Source organism: Micrococcoides hystricis (genome assembly GCF_042434215.1).
In the GTDB taxonomy this organism is placed as follows: domain Bacteria; phylum Actinomycetota; class Actinomycetes; order Actinomycetales; family Micrococcaceae; genus Micrococcoides; species Micrococcoides hystricis.
This window is the reverse complement of record NZ_JBHLUB010000031.1, coordinates 84,063-100,662: the sequence shown is the minus strand read 5'-3', so window position 1 is coordinate 100,662 and position 16,600 is coordinate 84,063. Positions and strand designations below refer to the sequence as shown.

The window sequence follows — 16,600 nt, the reverse complement described above, 5'->3', positions numbered from 1 at the left end:
GGTTCAACCCCCATGCAGCAGCTGACCAAGTATTCGTTAGCTAACCGGGCGCTCATCGCCCTGATCACGGTCTTCATCGCGATCTTCGGTTACCTCTCACTTGGTCAGCTCAAGCAGGAGCTGGTCCCCTCCATTGAGTTCCCGCAAATCGCGGTTACCACCACCCTGCCGGGGGCCAGCCCGGAAGTGGTCAACAAGCAGATCGCCGAGCCCCTCGAGCGCGGCCTGCAAGCCGTGGAGAACCTCGAATCAACCACCGCGACCTCACGCTCCGGTGTTGCCGTCTTCTCCCTGATGTTCCGCTACGGAACGGACCTGGACCGGGCCCGCGCCCAAGTGGACCGGGTCATCTCCAACACGGAGGCCTCGCTGCCGGATGAGGCCGAGACGGTCTCCTTCGCCGGTTCGGTTAACGACTTCCCGATCGTGTTCATGGCCGTGTCCAAACCGGGCAACCTGAACGCGTTACAAGGTGAGGTCGAACGCCTCGTCCAGCCCGAACTGGAAAAGATCCCCGGCGTCCGCACCGCGGAAGTCGCCGGTGGCTCCGGTCAGTACATCTCCATCGTGCCGAACGAGCGGCGGATGGCGCAGAACGGGTTGACCAACCAGGACATCACCGACGCGTTAGAGACCAACGCCGGGCTGTTCCCGATCGGTCTTGTACCGGAAGGCGAGCTGTCCCTACCGGTCCAGGCCGGCGCCCCAGTTGAGCAGCTGGATGATCTTGAGAAGATCATGCTGCGCGGTGAAGCCGAAGACGCCCAACCTATTTCCTTGGGCAGGCTGGCGGACATCAGCCTGAAAGATCAGATCCAGTCCTCCATCACCCGCACCGATGGTGAACCGACCCTGTCCCTTTCGGTGACCAAAACCCCGGACGCGGATACCGTCAAACTCTCGCACGCCATCAATGACATGTTGCCGCAGCTGCAAGACCAGCTCGGCGACGATGCCACGATCACGGTGGTGCTGGATCAGGCCCCGTTCATTGAGCAGTCGATCGAGACCCTCGCCACCGAAGGCATGCTCGGGCTCGTGTTCGCCGTGCTGGTGATCCTGCTCTTCCTGTTCTCCATCCGCTCCACACTGGTCACGGCCATCTCCATCCCGCTGTCACTGCTGGTCAGCTTCATCGGCCTGCAGGCGTTTGGCTATTCCCTCAACATGCTGACCCTGGGCGCATTGACGATCGCCATTGGCCGCGTTGTCGACGACTCGATCGTGGTCATTGAGAACATCCAGCGGCACATCACCGCCACGGATCCGGCGCAGCTGGCCGACCCCGCCTACCGGCGCACCCTCATCCGGGATGCCACCGGTGAGGTCGCAACCGCGATCACCTCCTCCACCCTGACCACTGTCGCCGTCTTTTTGCCGGTTGCCTTCGTGACCGGCATGGCCGGGGAGCTGTTCCGCCCATTCGCCATCACCTCCACGGTCGCCCTGCTGGGCTCCCTCCTCGTGGCGCTGACCATCGTGCCGGTGTTGGCCTACTGGTTCCTGGCCCGGAAGAAGATCAAAGCGGCCGAGCCGGATGCGGACACGGATGAGCTGGAAATTCACCAGCTCGCCAGCGCCGAAGCAGATCAAGCCTTCGCCGAGTACACGGATAAACCGGACCGGTTGCAGCGGGCGTACCTGCCGATTCTGCGCAGCACCCAACGCCACCCGGTCATCACCTTGTTGGCTAGCGTGTTGATCTTGGTCGGTACCTTCGCCATGGTTCCGCTGCTACAAACCAACCTGTTCGGCGACACCGGCCAGAACTCCTTCCGCGCCACCCTGCAAATGGAGCCAGGCACCGCACTGGAAGTCACCGAAGCGGAAGCCGACAAGGTCTCCGCCACGTTCCAAGACATTCCCGGTGTCACCCACGTTCAGTACACCGCTGGCGGTTCCCTGCAAATGATGTCCTTCGGTGGCGGAACCAGCGACAAAGCCAGCTTCAACGTCCTCACCGACGCGGACGAAGACCAAACCGTGATCCTTGATGCCGCCCGTGAACGCGTCGCCGACCTAGACACAGCCGGGGAGGTCACGGTGCAAACCCAGTCAACCGGCTTTGGTTCCTCATCGTCCGTGGACGTCTCCATCCAGGCCCCGAGCCCGGAGCTGTTGGCCGAGGCCACCGACGCAGTCACCGAGCGGATGCGCGGACTGTCCACTGCCGGTGCCGTCAGCTCCAACCTAGCTGCCAGCTACCCGACCGTCGAGGTCAAGGTGGATCGCGAAAAAGCCGCCGAGTTGGGCTTGAGTGAAGAACAAATCGCCGGGCTCACCGCCGCCAGCCTGAACCCCACCCCGGCTGGGACCATGCGACTGGGCTTCGTAGACTACCCGGTGAACATTGGTGACCCGGACGAGGTCACCGGGGTCAAAGAGCTACGTGAAGTTGAACTTCCGGTCGGGCCCACCACCGTCAAACTCAGTGATGTCGCCGAGGTCAACCAAGTTGAAACCCTCTCCGCAATCACGTCCCAAGACACGCAACGTACCGCCACGGTCGAGGTCGAACCCAAGGATGACAATCTGGGTGCGACGATCGCAGAAGTCACCGCAGCGCTGGAGGAAGTCGACCTCCCCACCGGGGCGAGCGCCGAGATCGGTGGTGCCGCCCAACAGCAAGCCGAGTCCTTCCAAGACCTGTTCTTGGCGCTGGCCGCCGCGGTGGCCATTGTCTACGTGATCATGGTCGCGACCTTCCGCTCCCTGATCCAACCCCTCATCCTGCTGGTCTCCATCCCGTTCGCGGCCACCGGCGCGATCGCCCTGCTACTGATCACCGGTACCCCGCTCGGGCTGCCGTCCCTGATCGGGATGCTGATGCTGGTCGGCATCGTGGTCACCAACGCCATTGTGCTGCTGGACCTGATCAACAAGTACCGTCGCGGAGACGCCGTCCACGGGGTCCAATACGACCTCAACCAGGCCATCGAAGAAGGTGCCCGGCACCGACTGCGGCCCATCTTGATGACCGCGCTGGCTACCATCTTGGCGCTGACGCCCATGGCGCTGGGCCTCACCGGCAGCGGTGGCTTCATTTCCCAGCCGCTGGCCGTGGTCGTGATCGGCGGGTTGGTTTCCTCAACACTGCTCACGCTGATCCTTGTACCGGTTCTGTACCGTTTGGTCGAGGGGTTACGGAAGAGTTAAGCTTCCGGCCAGATCTTGGCCACTTTCTTCGGCTGATTCCTTGACTGGTGTGAGACTTCAACGTTTGATTTTAAAAACAGACGTTGGGGGAACTCAGTATCATGACGCATCATCAGATTGTGATTATCGGCGGCGGTACCGCCGGCATCTCCGTTGCAGCGCGGCTACGGAATAAGAAACTCACCGATATCGCCGTTATCGAACCAGCCACCACGCACTACTACCAGCCGTTATGGACGCTCGTCGGTGGCGGCCTGGCACCGGCAGAAGACAGCAAACGACCCATGAGCGATGTCATTCCGCGCGGGGTGACGTGGATTCCGCATGCGGCAGCCGACATCGACCCGCACGCCAATACCGTCACCTTGGTCGACGGCTCCACCGTCACCTATGACGCGCTCATCGTCGCGGCCGGGCTGCAATTGGATTGGGATGCGGTGCCGGGCATGCGCGAGTGCATCACCTCGGCACGGGCCAGCTCCAACTACGGTTACGAGCTAGCCCCGCGGACCTGGGAACTCATCCAGTCCATGCGTTCGGGAACGGCAGTGTTCACGATGCCTTCCGGCCCCATCAAGTGCGCCGGAGCACCGCAGAAGATTGCCTACTTGGCGGCCGACTATTGGCGCAGGCAAGGCGTGCTCGAGAATATCCGCATGGTCTTAGTGCTGCCCACCCCAGGCATGTTCGGTGTTCAGGTGTTCTCGGATGAGCTGGTCAAAGTTGCTGCCCGCTACGGGATCGAAGTCCGGCTCGCCTCCGAGGTGACCCAGATCGACTCGGTTAATCAGCAGGTCACAATTTCTTCGATGGACGACGCGTCCCAGACCGAGCAGCTGTCCTACGACATGTTGCACGTGGTCCCCCGCCAGTCAGCACCGGATTGGTTGAAGAAAACCGAGCTGGCTGTCCCGGACACACCCACCGGCTACGTGGATGTCGACAAGCACACCATGCAGCACGTCAGGTTCGAGAATGTGTTCGCACTGGGTGACTGCGGCTCAACACCCAATTCGAAAACTGGGGCGGCCGTTCGGGCGCAGGCCCCGGTCGTGGTGAACAATGTGCTCGCCTACCTGGATCAGCAGCCGTTGCCGGCCTCCTATGACGGCTACGCCTCGTGCCCGCTGACCACGGCTCGGGACAAGATCCTGATCGCGGAATTCGATTACACCATGCAGCCGCATCCGACGCTGCCGGTGGTCAACACCTTGAAAGAGGTTCGGGACTTCGGCCAATTCAAGCGTCGGGTCCTGCCGAACCTGTACTGGCATTTCATGCTGCGCGGTTTGGCCTAACCCGGCCCGGCCGCACTTAACGCCACATACGGCCGACCAGATTGACGTGGGCCCTGCAGCAACGCACGTTTACGGCTGCGGGACCACGTCAATCAATGCTTGAATGAGCCGGTCCGCATCCGCGTCCGAAAAGTCCAGACCAACGGAAATGCGCAGGCCCGTTTTCGCCTCTTCATCATCCAAGCCGAGAGCCAGCAGCACGTGGGACGGGTCCGTCTGACCGGCATGGCAGGCCGAGCCGGTGGCCACATAGACCCCGCGCTGAGCCAAGTCCACCAAAACGGTTTCCCCGTAGACCCACGGGAACCGCAACGCCAAGGTCGTCGGCAAGTGCGGGGCGTCCGCACCGGTGTGTTCCATGCCCGGGAAAACGGCTTTGAGTTCCCGCACAACCCGGTTCATCCGCTCCTTCATGGCCTGTTTCAGCTCGGCATCCTGCGCTTCTTCTTGGGCGTACAGCAACGCGGTCGCGAGTCCGACGGCACCAACCAAGTTTTGCGTGCCAGCTCGGCGCGCCCATTGCTGGCCGCCACCGACCTGCTGGGCTTCCAACGGCAAAGCTGCCTTGACGATCAAGGCCCCGACACCGACTTGGGCGCCGATCTTGTGTCCCGTCAGGCTCATGGCATCTACCGCGGCCCAGATCGGAGCCAAGGGCAGGCATCCGGCGGCTTGGACCGCATCGGTGTGAAAGAGTGCCCCAACCTCGTGGGCCGCTGCAGCCAGTTCCGCAATGGGCTGGATGGTGCCGATCTCGTTGTTCACCGTCATGACCGTCGCGAGCGTGGTGTCCTCGCGCAGCAACCCCTTGAACGCCTCGAGGTCGACGACCCCGTCCGGGGTGATCGGGGCGTAGTCGATCTCAAAGCCGTGCCAGGTCTTCAGCTGCTGCAGTGGCTCGTGGATGGCCGGGTGTTCGAACGCCGAGGTGACGATGTGTTTGCCCCGTGGGTTGGCCAGGGCTAAGCCTTTGACCGCTAGGTTGTTGGCTTCCGTGCCGCCGGAGGTCAGCAAGACGTCTTCTGGATGGCATGCGGACTCGGTCCCAAGGACGTTGGCGATCATGCCCCGGGCCTGTTCCAGCACGGACGATGATTCTTCGCCCAGCGGGTGCATGGCGGCCGGGTTGCCGACCAGTCGTGAGAGCCAGGGGGCAATGGCCGCGGTCACCTCAGGCCGGATGGGCGCGGTGGCGGCGTGGTCGCAGTACAGGGTCTCAGACATGGGGTTTCGATCTTCCTTGTTCAGAATGAGTTCCGACGCGTATCGCGGGCGGCTCCGGGACGGGGCTAGTTCAGCGCGTCGAGTCCTAGATCCAAGGAGCGGACGCTGTGGGTCAGGGCCCCGGAGGAGATGACATCGACCCCGGTGGAGGCAATCTGGCCAATGGAATCGAGGGTGATCCCGCCGCTAGCTTCAACATAGGCAGCCCCTGCGACACGTTCAACTCCGGCCCGCAGCTCAGCCACCGAGAAGTTATCCAGCATGATGGTGTCGACCCCGGCAGCCAAGACTGCATCCAGCTGGTCGAGCGAATCGATTTCTACCTCGAAGTGGATGGTGTGGCCCAGACGGGCCTTCGCGGCACGCAGTTGCTGGGTCAACTCTTCGCCGGTTCCGAGCAGGCTGAGGTGATTGTCCTTGGCCATGACTGCCGCGGATAGATCGTTGCGGTGGTTGTATCCCCCGCCGCAACGCACCGCGTACCGTTCCAGCAGTCGCAGTCCCGGCGTGGTTTTGCGGGTATCGACGATCCGGACTGGCTCACCGCGGAAGCTGCGGGCCGACCCTGCCGCCGCCACATAGGCTGCGGTCGTGGTGGCGATTCCGCTCATGCGTTGCAGCAGATTCAGACTCACCCGCTCGGCCAACAGCACGGCCCGCGCATTACCGCGGATCACGGCAAGGTGGTCACCTGCGGCAAAGCGTTGGCCGTCGGTGACGGAAAACTCGACCGTGGTACGCGGATCTACGTGGTGCATGACGCCGGTAAAGACGTCGGCGCCGCTGAGCACCCCGTCTTCACGAGCCGCGAGCGCGACGCTGAGTTCGGCGTCAGCCGGAATCAGCAGGTTGGCAGTGATGTCCCCGGTCGGGGCATCTTCTGCCAGGGCGGCGGCGATCAGCGGTTCCACTAGCCGCATGTCGAGCGGCAAGGGCTGGGCGGCGAAGGTGTCAGTCATGGTGAAGTCTCTCTGGTGTATCCGTTGTGCGAGGTCCGCTAGGCGCTCGTTGTGGCTAGCTGTTGCTGACGGCAGCGGGCGTTTTGCAGCACGGTGGTCATCCGGTGATCAGTTTCGGTGTGCGGGTAGTCGGCACGGTAGTGGGCACCAATGCTCTCGGTGCGCAGTCGTGCCGCGTAGGCGATCAAGGCACCCAGCCCGGCCAGGTGGTGGCCATTTGCGGAAGCGTGCAGCGCGAAAGCATTTTCGGCCTTTTCTAGTCCCGCCGCGTCCCGGACGACCCCGACGTGTTCATCAGCGATGGCTTGGATCGGGGCCAACAATGTTTCTAGCCGCAACGCCTCGGAGGGGTCGCTGATGAGCGCCGGGGCGGTCTCGCCGATCACGGTTTCTGGAAGCAGCAGTCCCTCGGAGATGGTGTGGGCGGGAAGAATCGCCGGTTGCTGCCATGTGTCAGCGCTGATGGCACTGATGGCCGCGGCGGCGAATACGACGCCTTCCAGCAGCGAGTTCGATGCCAGCCGGTTGGCACCATGCACCGACGTACAGGCGCTTTCTCCGGCCGCGTAGAGCCCGGGCACCGTGGTCTTGGCGTCAGTGTCCGTGTAGACCCCGCCCATCCAGTAGTGCTGGGCCGGAGTCACCGGGATCGGTGTAGTGGCCAGATCGTAGCCGTGGGACTTTAGGGTCTTGGAGATCATGGGGAAACGCTTGGCCACAAAGCCGCGTCCGTGCCGTTTCTCCAACCCGGTGGCATCCAAGTAGACGTTGCCGCCACTGCGCTGTTTCTGCTCGTGAATGGCTCGGGAGACCACATCTCGTGGTGCCAGCTCGGCCAGCGGGTGGACGTCGGTCATGAATCGTTCGCCGCGCTGATTGCGCAACACCGCGCCTTCACCCCGGAGGGCTTCAGACACCATGAAACCGGTGCCCTCAACCAGGGTCGGGTGGAACTGGATGAACTCCAGATCCTTCAGGGCTGCACCCGCCTGCCACGCTAACCACACCCCGTCACCGCTGGCTCCAGCCGGGTTCGTGGTGTGCAGGTACAGGTCCCCGAGTCCACCGGTGGTGATCAACACTGCGTCAGCGGGCAGTTCCTGCATTGTTCCGTCTTGTCGGACGCGGACTCCGCAGATGGCATCGTTGTCACGCAACAAGTCGGTCACGGTGGTCTTTTCGTGCAGGACTAGCGCACCGGTTTTTATGGCTGCGCGCACCCGGGCCGTGAGCGCGGCCATGATTCCTGCGCCGGTGGAGTCTTGACCGACGTGCAGAATGCGCGGGAAAGAGTGAGCGCCCTCAAGGCCTAGATCCAGTGCTCCGGTTTCTGCGTCTCGATCGAATTCCACGCCCATCCGTGCCAGCGTGTGGATGTGCCCGGCCGCCTCCGTAACCAGCTTACGGACCGCTGCAGGGTCATTGCGCTGGGCGCCGGCCATCATGGTGTCGTCAATATGGGCAGCAACACCATCCCCGCGTTGCATGGAGTCTGTGGTGACGGCGGTGATACCACCTTGGGCGAACTGGGAGTTGGAGTATCCCAGTTCCCCCTTGGTGATCAGGGTGACGTGGTGGCCCGCTTCAACGGCAAGCAGCGCCGCGTAGCTGCCGGCGATGCCCGAACCGATGATGATCAGTGCGCGCTTGCAACCTGTGTTTTTCCCGGCTGTCTGCATCGGGTTCCCCTAGGTGGTTGGGACGGTTAGTTCCGTGGTTTGGCGGCCAACATGCGCTCGAGTGCGATCTTGGCGTGTTCTTGGTCTTCGGCGGGAACCTGAATCTGGTTCACAACCCGGCCTTCGACCAGTTCATCCAGCACCCAGGCTAGGTAGCCCGGGTGGATCCTGTACATGGTCGAGCACGGGCAGATCACCGGGTCCAAGCAGAAGATGGTGTGCTGCGGGGTTTCCGCGGCCAACCTGTTCACCATATTGATTTCGGTGCCGATCGCAAAGACGGTCGGTTCCGTGGCGTCTTCAATCGCGCGGCGGATGTAATCGGTGGAGCCGGACTCATCGGCTGCTTCCACGACCGGTGCTGGGCATTCCGGGTGCACAATCACGCGCAGATTCTGGTCCTTGTAGTCTTCGCGGGCCTGGGCAATCTGGGCGGTGGTGAAGCGTTTGTGGACCGAGCAGAACCCGTTCCACAAAATCACCTTGGCGTCTTTGAGTTCTGCTTCGCTGTTGCCGCCCAGTGGTTTCTTCGACCACCACAGTGGCATCTGCTCTTCGCTGATCCCCATGGCCTTGGCGATGTTTCGACCCAGGTGTTGGTCCGGGAAGAACAGGACCCGCTGGCCCCGTTCGAAAGCCCACTCCAGTACGGTTGCCGCGTTGGAGGAGGTGCAAACAATGCCTCCGTTGCGGCCGCAGAACGCCTTCAGCGCGGCCGAAGAGTTCATGTAGGTCACTGGAATAACCGGGGCCTTCTCCCCGTCTTGCTCATCAGCGTAGACCTCCATGAGCTGCTCCCAGCAGGCCTCTACTGAAGGCAGGTCTGCCATGTCTGCCATGGAACACCCGGCGGCAAGGTTCGGCAGAATCACCGATTGGTCATCCGTGGAAAGAATGTCGGCGGTTTCAGCCATGAAGTGCACACCGCAGAACACAATGTGTTTGGCGGACTCACGGGTCAGAGCCGCATTGGCGAGCTGGAAGGAATCGCCAATGAAGTCAGCGTGCTTAACGATCTCATCCCGCTGGTAGAAGTGCCCCAAGATGACCAGGTCTTCCCCGAGGGTAGCCTTGGCCTGCTGGATCCTCTCGTGCAGCTGCTCATCGCTGAGTTCCCGGTACAGCTGTGGCAGCGGTCCCTGGCGCGGCGCGGAGAGCGGGATGGTGTCGGTGTCAGAGGCACCCGGACCGTAGCCTAAGGTTGCGTCGAACGCCCACGGGTCCTTCTGCAACTGCGAGTTACAGGTTTGGGTGTCCCGCTGGGTGGGGGCCAACAGGTTGATCAGGTTCTTCACACTGGTTTTAGTTTCAGCAGTCATCAGCGCTTCCTTTATTTTCCATACGGCACATGTGCCTTCGGCTGCAGGTCTATTGGTCGAACCCAGACAAGGGTCCGTTGTTTCGGCGGTCAGCCGCGCCCGTGTACCGGTACAACCGGGGCGGGCGGTGCTTGCCGCCGGTGAGAAATTCTTCAGTTGCTTCTAGATCCGGGTTGGCGCGGACCTGACGGGAGAAGTTCCCCGGGTCAATGGGCTTGCCCAAGATGGCCTCGTACACTTCACGCAACTGGGCAATCGTGAACTTTTCACCCAGTACGTCGTAGCCGATCGAGGAGTATTCAACCTTGTTGCGCAGCCGCCACAGGGCGTACTCGATCACCGTGTTGTGGTCGAAGGCCAAATCCAGTTCGGCGATCTCGTCGGCGCGGAACCAGCGCACGTTCTCATGCGCATCCTGATTGATTTCATCCGCCGGCAGGATCGCCCAATAGGCGATTGATACGGTCCGCGGTGCTTGTTGCTGACCCAGCCCACCAAACGCGTAGAGCTGCTCCAGATAAGCCGGGGCCAGATCGGTGGTGGCCTTCAGGGATCGATAGGCAACATCGGTCATGGTTTCCGCAGCCGTTAGTGGTCCGCCGGGCAGAGCCCACTGCCCCAAGTAGGGGGCGCGAATCCGTTTGACCAGCGGGATCCACAGATCCTTGTTGTTATACAGACCGAAAATGACGGTCGAGACTTGGATCTGCGGGGAGAGTCGGGCGCGCTCGGACACATTAGCGGCGGGCACGTAGCTCACCGGGCGACTGGCCTGCCGCGGCAATGAACGGGCTTGAGTTTCAAAGCTCACGTGTGCACCTGCCTCTCTGCTTGGATCCGCAACTCTGGTTCAGCTGGTGTTCACCAACTAGTTATTGTCTTAGTGACTAGAACTAGTGAAACACTACCACTATTCCCATAAGGGCTAAAAAATCGTGTCGCTTCGTGGCACGCCGATTCTGCCGACACCCTCCCCTGCCACTGGAGACCAAATCCGGTTAGGCTAAGAATCGTGCAGCCTTCTACCTCTCCAAAACCGAACCTTGCTCCAACCCCGATCGTTGCGGCCAAAAAATTTCGACTCTCCCACCGGGTCGCGGCGTTTCATTGGGTTGCGCCGGAACCAACCAAGCATCCAGTCCTGCTGCTGCACGGCTTTGCAACCTCATCAGCCATGAACTGGGTCATGACTGGCTGGATCAACCCGCTGCTGGAAGCCGGCCATTCGGTCCTAGCCTTTGACTTGCCCGGCCACGGCGACTCCGGCACCCCGGAGGACCTTGAGCCGTATAACCGGCACGCGCTCATTGGCTACATCAACCAACTGATCACCACGGTCGGTGCCAACAAGGTGCACATTCTGGGCTACTCTTTCGGCTCCCGTCTGGGCTGGCAGTACTGCGTGGAGCACCCCGAGAGAGTCGTCTCCCTAGGCTTGGGTGGCACGAGCCCGAAAGACCGACTGGCCATGATGCGACTAGACCAGGTTGATGCTTACTTGGAAGATCAGTCGCCGATCACCGATCCGCTCACCAAGTCGTTGATGACGATCGCTGAGACGGATCCGAGCAAGCTCGCAGCTCGCTTGAAGTTGATCCGGGCGGCGCAGCGGTGGCCGTACGATCCGGAGACGGACGTCCCCGACGTACCGATCGTGGCCGTCACGGGAGAAAAAGATCAGATCGCCCAGGACTCACCGGTCATGATTGAGATCGCCGCCGCCAATGGCCACCCGAATGAGTTCCACTGGGTGCCGGGACGAGACCATATCAATGTCACCAGCTCGCGCCTCTTCAAGGACAAAATCATCGAGTTCTTCCGCCGGCACGATGGCCGCCAAAAATAACTGGCAAAAAATCTGCGCCGAGTCCTTGACCTGACGTGAATTCTGTAACAAACTGGATCATATACGATTTCATACAAGATCAAGATCTAAGGATGTGGCTCGTACGTGTTCGACGACAACCAGTTCACCCCAGAGATGGCGGCCAAGACCGGCAAGATCCTTGCCCTGCACTTGAACTACCCATCTCGCACCGCAGAACGCGGCCGCTCCCCTAAAGCCCCCGGATACTTCATCAAGCCACGCACCTCACTGGCCTTCTCCGGCGGCACCGCCGAACGTCCTGCCGGTACCGAACTGATGGCCTACGAGGGCGAGATCGCGATCATCATCGGCAAGACCGCCCGTCGCGTCTCCCGCGAAGAAGCGTGGGATCACGTCGCCTATGTGACCGCCTCCAACGACTTGGGTGTCTACGACCTGCGCACCGCCGACAAGGGCGCCAACGTCCGCTCCAAGGGCGGCGACGGCTTCACCCCAGTCGGCCCCGGCCTGCTGAAAGCCAGCGAGATCGACCCGAACGCCCTGCGCATCCGCACCTGGCTGAACGACGAGCTGGTCCAAGACGACACCACCGCCGACCTGCTCTTCCCGTTCGATGTGCTGGTCTCCGACCTCTCCCAGCTGCTGACCCTGGAACCGGGCGACATGATCCTCACCGGCACCCCGGCTGGTGCTTCGGTCTGCTTCCCGGGCGACACCGTCTCGGTCGAGGTCACCACCGCCGATGAGACCCAGTCCACCGGTAAGCTGAGCACCACCATCACCGAAGGCACCGTCGAGCTGCCCTCCTACTCCGCGCAGCCTGCCGCCGACGAACTGCAGCGCGCCGAGGCCTGGGGCTCCCGCCGCCCGGCCGAAGACCTGCCAAAGCCGGTCCTGACCCCTGAGTTGAAGGCCAAACTGGCCGGTCTGGCCACCGCTACCCTTTCGGCCAATATGCGTAAGCGTGGCCTGAACAACGTCTCCATTGATGGACTGCGTTGCACCAAGGAAGGCGTCAAGATCGTCGGTACCGCACGCACCCTGCGCTACGTACCGAACCGCGAAGACCTGTTCAAGGCCTACGGCGGCGGTTTCAACGCCCAGAAGCGCGCCATTGACTCCGTGAACGAAGGCGAAATCCTCGTCATGGAAGCCCGCGGCGAAAAGGGCACCGGTACCGTCGGTGACATCCTGGCCTACCGCGCCCAGGTCCGTGGCGCAGCCGCCATCATCACCGACGGTGGCGTCCGCGACTTCACCGCCGTGGCAGACCTGGAGATCCCAACCTTCTTCCAGAACCCGCACCCAGCGGTGCTGGGCCGCCGCCACGTCCCATGGGACACCGACGTGACCGTCGCCTGCGGTGGCACCACCGTCCAGCCAGGTGACATCATCGTCGCCGACGAGGACGGCGCCCTAGTCATCCCACCGGCAATCGCCGAGGAACTGGCCGAGGAATGCCTGCAGCAGGAGCACGAAGAAGAGTTCATCTTCGCCATGGTCGGCACCGGCGAGTCCGTCGACGGGCTCTACCCGATGAACGCCGCCTGGCGCGAGAAGTACCGCCAGTGGGCCCAAGAAAACCCACGGGTCGACCCCCAGCCGTAAGTGAACACAGCCATGGTACAACCACGCATGTCCAGCAAATCAGATCGGGCCTACGACGCCATCTTGGAGCGCATCTCCTCCGGCGACTACGGCCCCGGCTACCGGCTGGTCCTCTCCAGCATCGCCGCTGAACTGGACATGTCCGTGGTCCCCGTTCGAGAAGCGATCCGCCGCCTGCAATCAGAAGAGCTGGTCGCCTACGAACGGAACGTGGGTGCAACGGTCGTCGGCATCGACCCCACCGTGTACCAATACACCATGGAAACCTTGGCCTTGGTCGAAGGCTACGCGACCGCGCTCTGCGCGCCGCTGGTGCCGGCAGAGGACATCGCCAAAGCTCGGGCGATCAACGAGCAGATGCGCGAATGCCTCACCCACTTCGACCCGGTCCAGTTCACCCAACTCAATAGAGATTTCCACTCGGTGCTGTTCACCTACTGCCCCAACCCGCACATCCTGGACCTGGTCCAGCGCGGGTGGGCCCGGCTAGGGGCCTTACGCTCCTCGACCTTCGCCTACGTGCCGGGCCGGGCCGCCGAATCAGTGGATGAACATGAAGCGATTCTGGCCTTGATTGAATCCGGGGCCGACTTCGCCACCGTGGAGGAAGCCGCACGCGCCCACCGCTACCGCACCCTCGAGGCCTACCTGGCCCACCGGTCCGGTCACAAGTAACCACCATCCTTCTGTACGACCACAACACAAGATTTCAACCCCTTTGGAAAGGACAAACATGTCAACCAAACATTTCGTCCCGAACGATCTGCCATCCCACCTGCAGCACTACATCGGTGGGGAATTCGTTGACTCCATCGGCGGCGAGACCTTCGATGTTCTCGACCCGGTGACCAACGAAACCTACTGCACCGCAGCCTCCGGCCAGAAGGCCGACATTGACGCCGCCGTCGCCGCCGCCAAGGAAGCCTTCGACAACGGCCCATGGCCCAAGATGAAGCCACGCGAGCGCGCCCAAGTGCTCTACAAGATCGCCGAACTGGTCGTCGAACGTGAAGACCGCTTGGCCGAAATGGAGACCTTCGACACCGGTCTGCCGATCACCCAGGCCCGCGGCCAGGCCCAGCGTGCCGCGGAGAACTTCCGCTTCTTCGCCGACCTGATCGTCGCCCAGCACGACAACGCCTTCAAGGTCCCGGGCGTGCAGATGAACTACGTCAACCGCAAGCCCATCGGCGTTGCCGGTCTGATCACCCCGTGGAACACCCCGTTCATGCTCGAATCTTGGAAGCTGGCCCCAGCCATCGCCTCCGGTTGTACCGTGGTGCTCAAGCCAGCCGAGTTCACCCCGCTCTCGGCCTCCCTGTGGGCTGGCATCTTCGAAGAAGCCGGACTGCCTACCGGCGTGTTCAACATGGTCAACGGCTACGGCGAGTCCGCCGGTGACTCCCTGGTCAAGCACCCAGATGTGCCCCTGATCTCCTTCACCGGTGAATCCAAGACCGGCCAGATCATCTTCGGTAACTGCGCCGAGAACCTCAAGGGCATGTCCATGGAGCTGGGTGGCAAGTCCCCGGCCATCGTCTTCGACGACGCCGACTTCGACGCTGCCATCGACTCCACCCTGTTCGGTGTGTTCTCCCTCAACGGTGAACGCTGCACCGCCGGCTCCCGCATCCTGGTCCAGCGCGGCATCTACGACCGCTTCTGCGAGGTCTACGCGGCCCGCGCCAAGACCATCAAGGTCGGCGACCCGCACGACCCAGAAACCCAGGTCGGCGCCCTGGTGCACCCAGAGCACTACGAGAAGGTCATGTCCTACGTGGAAATCGGCAAGTCCGAAGGCAAGCTGCTGGCCGGCGGTGGCCGCCCAGAGAACCTGCCAGAAGGTCAGGAAAACGGCTCCTACGTGGCCCCAACCGTCTTCGCCGACGTGGCTCCAGATGCCCGCATCTTCCAGGAAGAAATCTTCGGCCCAGTCGTAGCGATCACCCCATTCGACACCGACGAAGAAGCCCTAGAACTGGCCAACAACACCCGCTACGGTCTGGCCGCCTACGTGTGGACCAACGATCTGAAGCGCGCCCACAACTTCGCGCAGAACATCGAAGCCGGCATGGTCTGGCTGAACTCCCACAACGTCCGTGACCTGCGCTCCCCATTCGGTGGCGTCAAGGCCTCCGGCCTGGGTCACGAGGGTGGCTACCGCTCGATCGACTTCTACACCGATCAGCAGGCCGTCCACATCACCATCGGTGACATCCACACCCCAACCTTCGGCGACCCAACCGCCGGCTGCTAAGCCCTTCGCAACACACAACGAGGATCAATCATGACTAACCCACAGACCGTGAACCCCATCCCGAAACCATCGGTACCAGCCCCGGACATCCTGCGCTGCGCGTACATGGAAATCGTGGTCACCGACCTGGCGAAGTCCCGCGAATTCTACGTGGACGTGCTGGGCTTGGTCGTCACCTACGAAGACGAAAACGCCATCTACCTGCGCACCCTGGAAGAGTTCATCCACCACAACCTGGTGCTGCGCAAGGGCCCAGAGGCCGCCGTGGCCGCCTTCTCCTACCGCGTCCGCTCCCCCGAGGACGTGGACCGGGCCGAGGCCTACTACAAGGAACTGGGTTGCCGCACCGAACGCAACAAAGACGGCTTCGTCCGCGGCATCGGTGACTCCCTGCGCGTGGAAGACCCACTGGGCTTCCCATACGAGTTCTTCTACGAAGTCGAACACGTCGACCGCCTGGCCTGGAACTACGAGCTCTACGGCGCCGGCGCCCTAGTCCGCCTAGATCACTTCAACCAGGTCACCCCGGATGTGCCACGCGGCCGCAAGTACTTCGAAGACCTCGGCTTCCGCGTCACCGAAGACATCAAAGACTCCGACGACGTCACCTACGCCGCCTGGGTTGCCCGCAAACCGACCGTGCACGACACCGCGCTGACCGGTGGCGACGGCCCACGCATGCACCACATCGCGTTCGCCACGCACGAGAAGCACAACATCCTGTACATCTGCGACAAGATGGGTGCCCTGCGCATCTCCGACCGCATCGAACGCGGCCCAGGCCGCCACGGCGTCTCCAACGCGTTCTACCTGTACATCCTGGATCCGGACGGACACCGCATCGAGATCTACACCCAGGACTACTACACCGGTGACCCGGATAACCCGACCGTCACCTGGGACGTGCACGACAACCAGCGCCGCGACTGGTGGGGCAACCCGGTTGTCCCATCCTGGTACACCAACGCCTCCCGCGTGCTGGACCTGGACGGCAACGTCAAGGAACTGGTCAAGCGCGAAGACAAGTCGGAAATGGACGTCACCATCGGCGCCGACGGCTTCTCCTACACTCGCGAAGGCGACGACGAAGGCAGCTACAAGGGCGAAGCCTCCAAGGGCTTCAAACTGGGTAACTCCCTGTAAGACCGCAACCAGCACCAACCTCGTAGCGCTAGCGAGGTTGCCAGCTGCACAAAGTTAACACAGATGAGTTAACTTCGTGCACGCCCGTGTTGGCGTGCTGAACACAGTTGGGCCGCATCCCCTCTTTTT

12 protein-coding genes are annotated in these 16,600 nt (G+C 62.2%); 7 read left to right on the top strand and 5 right to left on the bottom strand.

Going from position 1 to position 16,600, the window contains the following annotated elements:
* Positions 1-12 precede the first annotated feature (12 nt).
* Both ACFFFR_RS09605 and ACFFFR_RS09600 read left to right on the top strand, forming a co-directional pair.
* Positions 13-3,156, top strand: a complete 3,144-nt coding sequence (locus tag ACFFFR_RS09605) for an efflux RND transporter permease subunit (protein WP_377459936.1) — start codon at positions 13-15, stop codon at positions 3,154-3,156.
* A 101-nt stretch (positions 3,157-3,257) separates the two neighbouring features.
* Positions 3,258-4,454 (top strand): NAD(P)/FAD-dependent oxidoreductase, encoded by a 1,197-nt coding sequence (locus ACFFFR_RS09600; protein ID WP_377459934.1) that lies wholly within the window; start codon positions 3,258-3,260, stop codon positions 4,452-4,454.
* A 69-nt stretch (positions 4,455-4,523) separates the two neighbouring features.
* On the opposite strand, the gene ACFFFR_RS09595 is transcribed toward ACFFFR_RS09600, so the two are convergent.
* The 5 genes from ACFFFR_RS09595 to ACFFFR_RS09575 form a co-directional block, all read right to left on the bottom strand.
* Positions 4,524-5,678: a cysteine desulfurase family protein gene (locus ACFFFR_RS09595; protein ID WP_377459933.1), complete on the bottom strand. Its 1,155-nt coding sequence runs from the start codon at positions 5,676-5,678 to the stop codon at positions 4,524-4,526.
* 65 nt (positions 5,679-5,743) lie between these two features.
* A complete protein-coding gene (gene nadC, locus ACFFFR_RS09590; RefSeq protein WP_377459931.1) occupies positions 5,744-6,637 on the bottom strand; it encodes a carboxylating nicotinate-nucleotide diphosphorylase in 894 nt (297 codons plus the stop codon).
* Between the two features lie 38 nt (positions 6,638-6,675).
* Positions 6,676-8,316 (bottom strand): L-aspartate oxidase, encoded by a 1,641-nt coding sequence (locus ACFFFR_RS09585; protein ID WP_377459929.1) that lies wholly within the window; start codon positions 8,314-8,316, stop codon positions 6,676-6,678.
* 26 nt (positions 8,317-8,342) lie between these two features.
* Positions 8,343-9,635, bottom strand: coding sequence for a quinolinate synthase NadA (gene nadA / locus ACFFFR_RS09580; protein WP_377459927.1), 1,293 nt, complete (start codon positions 9,633-9,635; stop codon positions 8,343-8,345).
* A 49-nt stretch (positions 9,636-9,684) separates the two neighbouring features.
* Positions 9,685-10,446 carry an NUDIX hydrolase gene (locus ACFFFR_RS09575; RefSeq protein WP_377459925.1) on the bottom strand — a complete coding sequence of 254 codons (762 nt, stop codon included), beginning with the start codon at positions 10,444-10,446 and terminating at the stop codon, positions 9,685-9,687.
* A 201-nt stretch (positions 10,447-10,647) separates the two neighbouring features.
* Here ACFFFR_RS09575 and ACFFFR_RS09570 point away from each other — a divergent pair, with 201 nt between their 5' ends.
* The 5 genes from ACFFFR_RS09570 to hpaD all read left to right on the top strand — a co-directional run bounded on the left by ACFFFR_RS09570 (position 10,648) and on the right by hpaD (position 16,471).
* Positions 10,648-11,481 (top strand): alpha/beta fold hydrolase, encoded by an 834-nt coding sequence (locus tag ACFFFR_RS09570; RefSeq protein ID WP_377459924.1) that lies wholly within the window; start codon positions 10,648-10,650, stop codon positions 11,479-11,481.
* Between the two features lie 135 nt (positions 11,482-11,616).
* Entirely contained in the window at positions 11,617-13,071 is a 1,455-nt protein-coding gene (locus tag ACFFFR_RS09565; RefSeq protein ID WP_377460174.1) for a fumarylacetoacetate hydrolase family protein, read from the top strand.
* A gap of 27 nt (positions 13,072-13,098) precedes the next feature.
* Positions 13,099-13,746 carry a GntR family transcriptional regulator gene (locus ACFFFR_RS09560; RefSeq protein ID WP_377459923.1) on the top strand — a complete coding sequence of 216 codons (648 nt, stop codon included), beginning with the start codon at positions 13,099-13,101 and terminating at the stop codon, positions 13,744-13,746.
* A 58-nt stretch (positions 13,747-13,804) separates the two neighbouring features.
* Positions 13,805-15,328, top strand: coding sequence for a 5-carboxymethyl-2-hydroxymuconate semialdehyde dehydrogenase (gene hpaE, locus ACFFFR_RS09555; RefSeq protein ID WP_377459921.1), 1,524 nt, complete (start codon positions 13,805-13,807; stop codon positions 15,326-15,328).
* 30 nt (positions 15,329-15,358) lie between these two features.
* Positions 15,359-16,471, top strand: coding sequence for a 3,4-dihydroxyphenylacetate 2,3-dioxygenase (gene hpaD, locus ACFFFR_RS09550; protein ID WP_377459919.1), 1,113 nt, complete (start codon positions 15,359-15,361; stop codon positions 16,469-16,471).
* Positions 16,472-16,600: the final 129 nt, after the last annotated feature.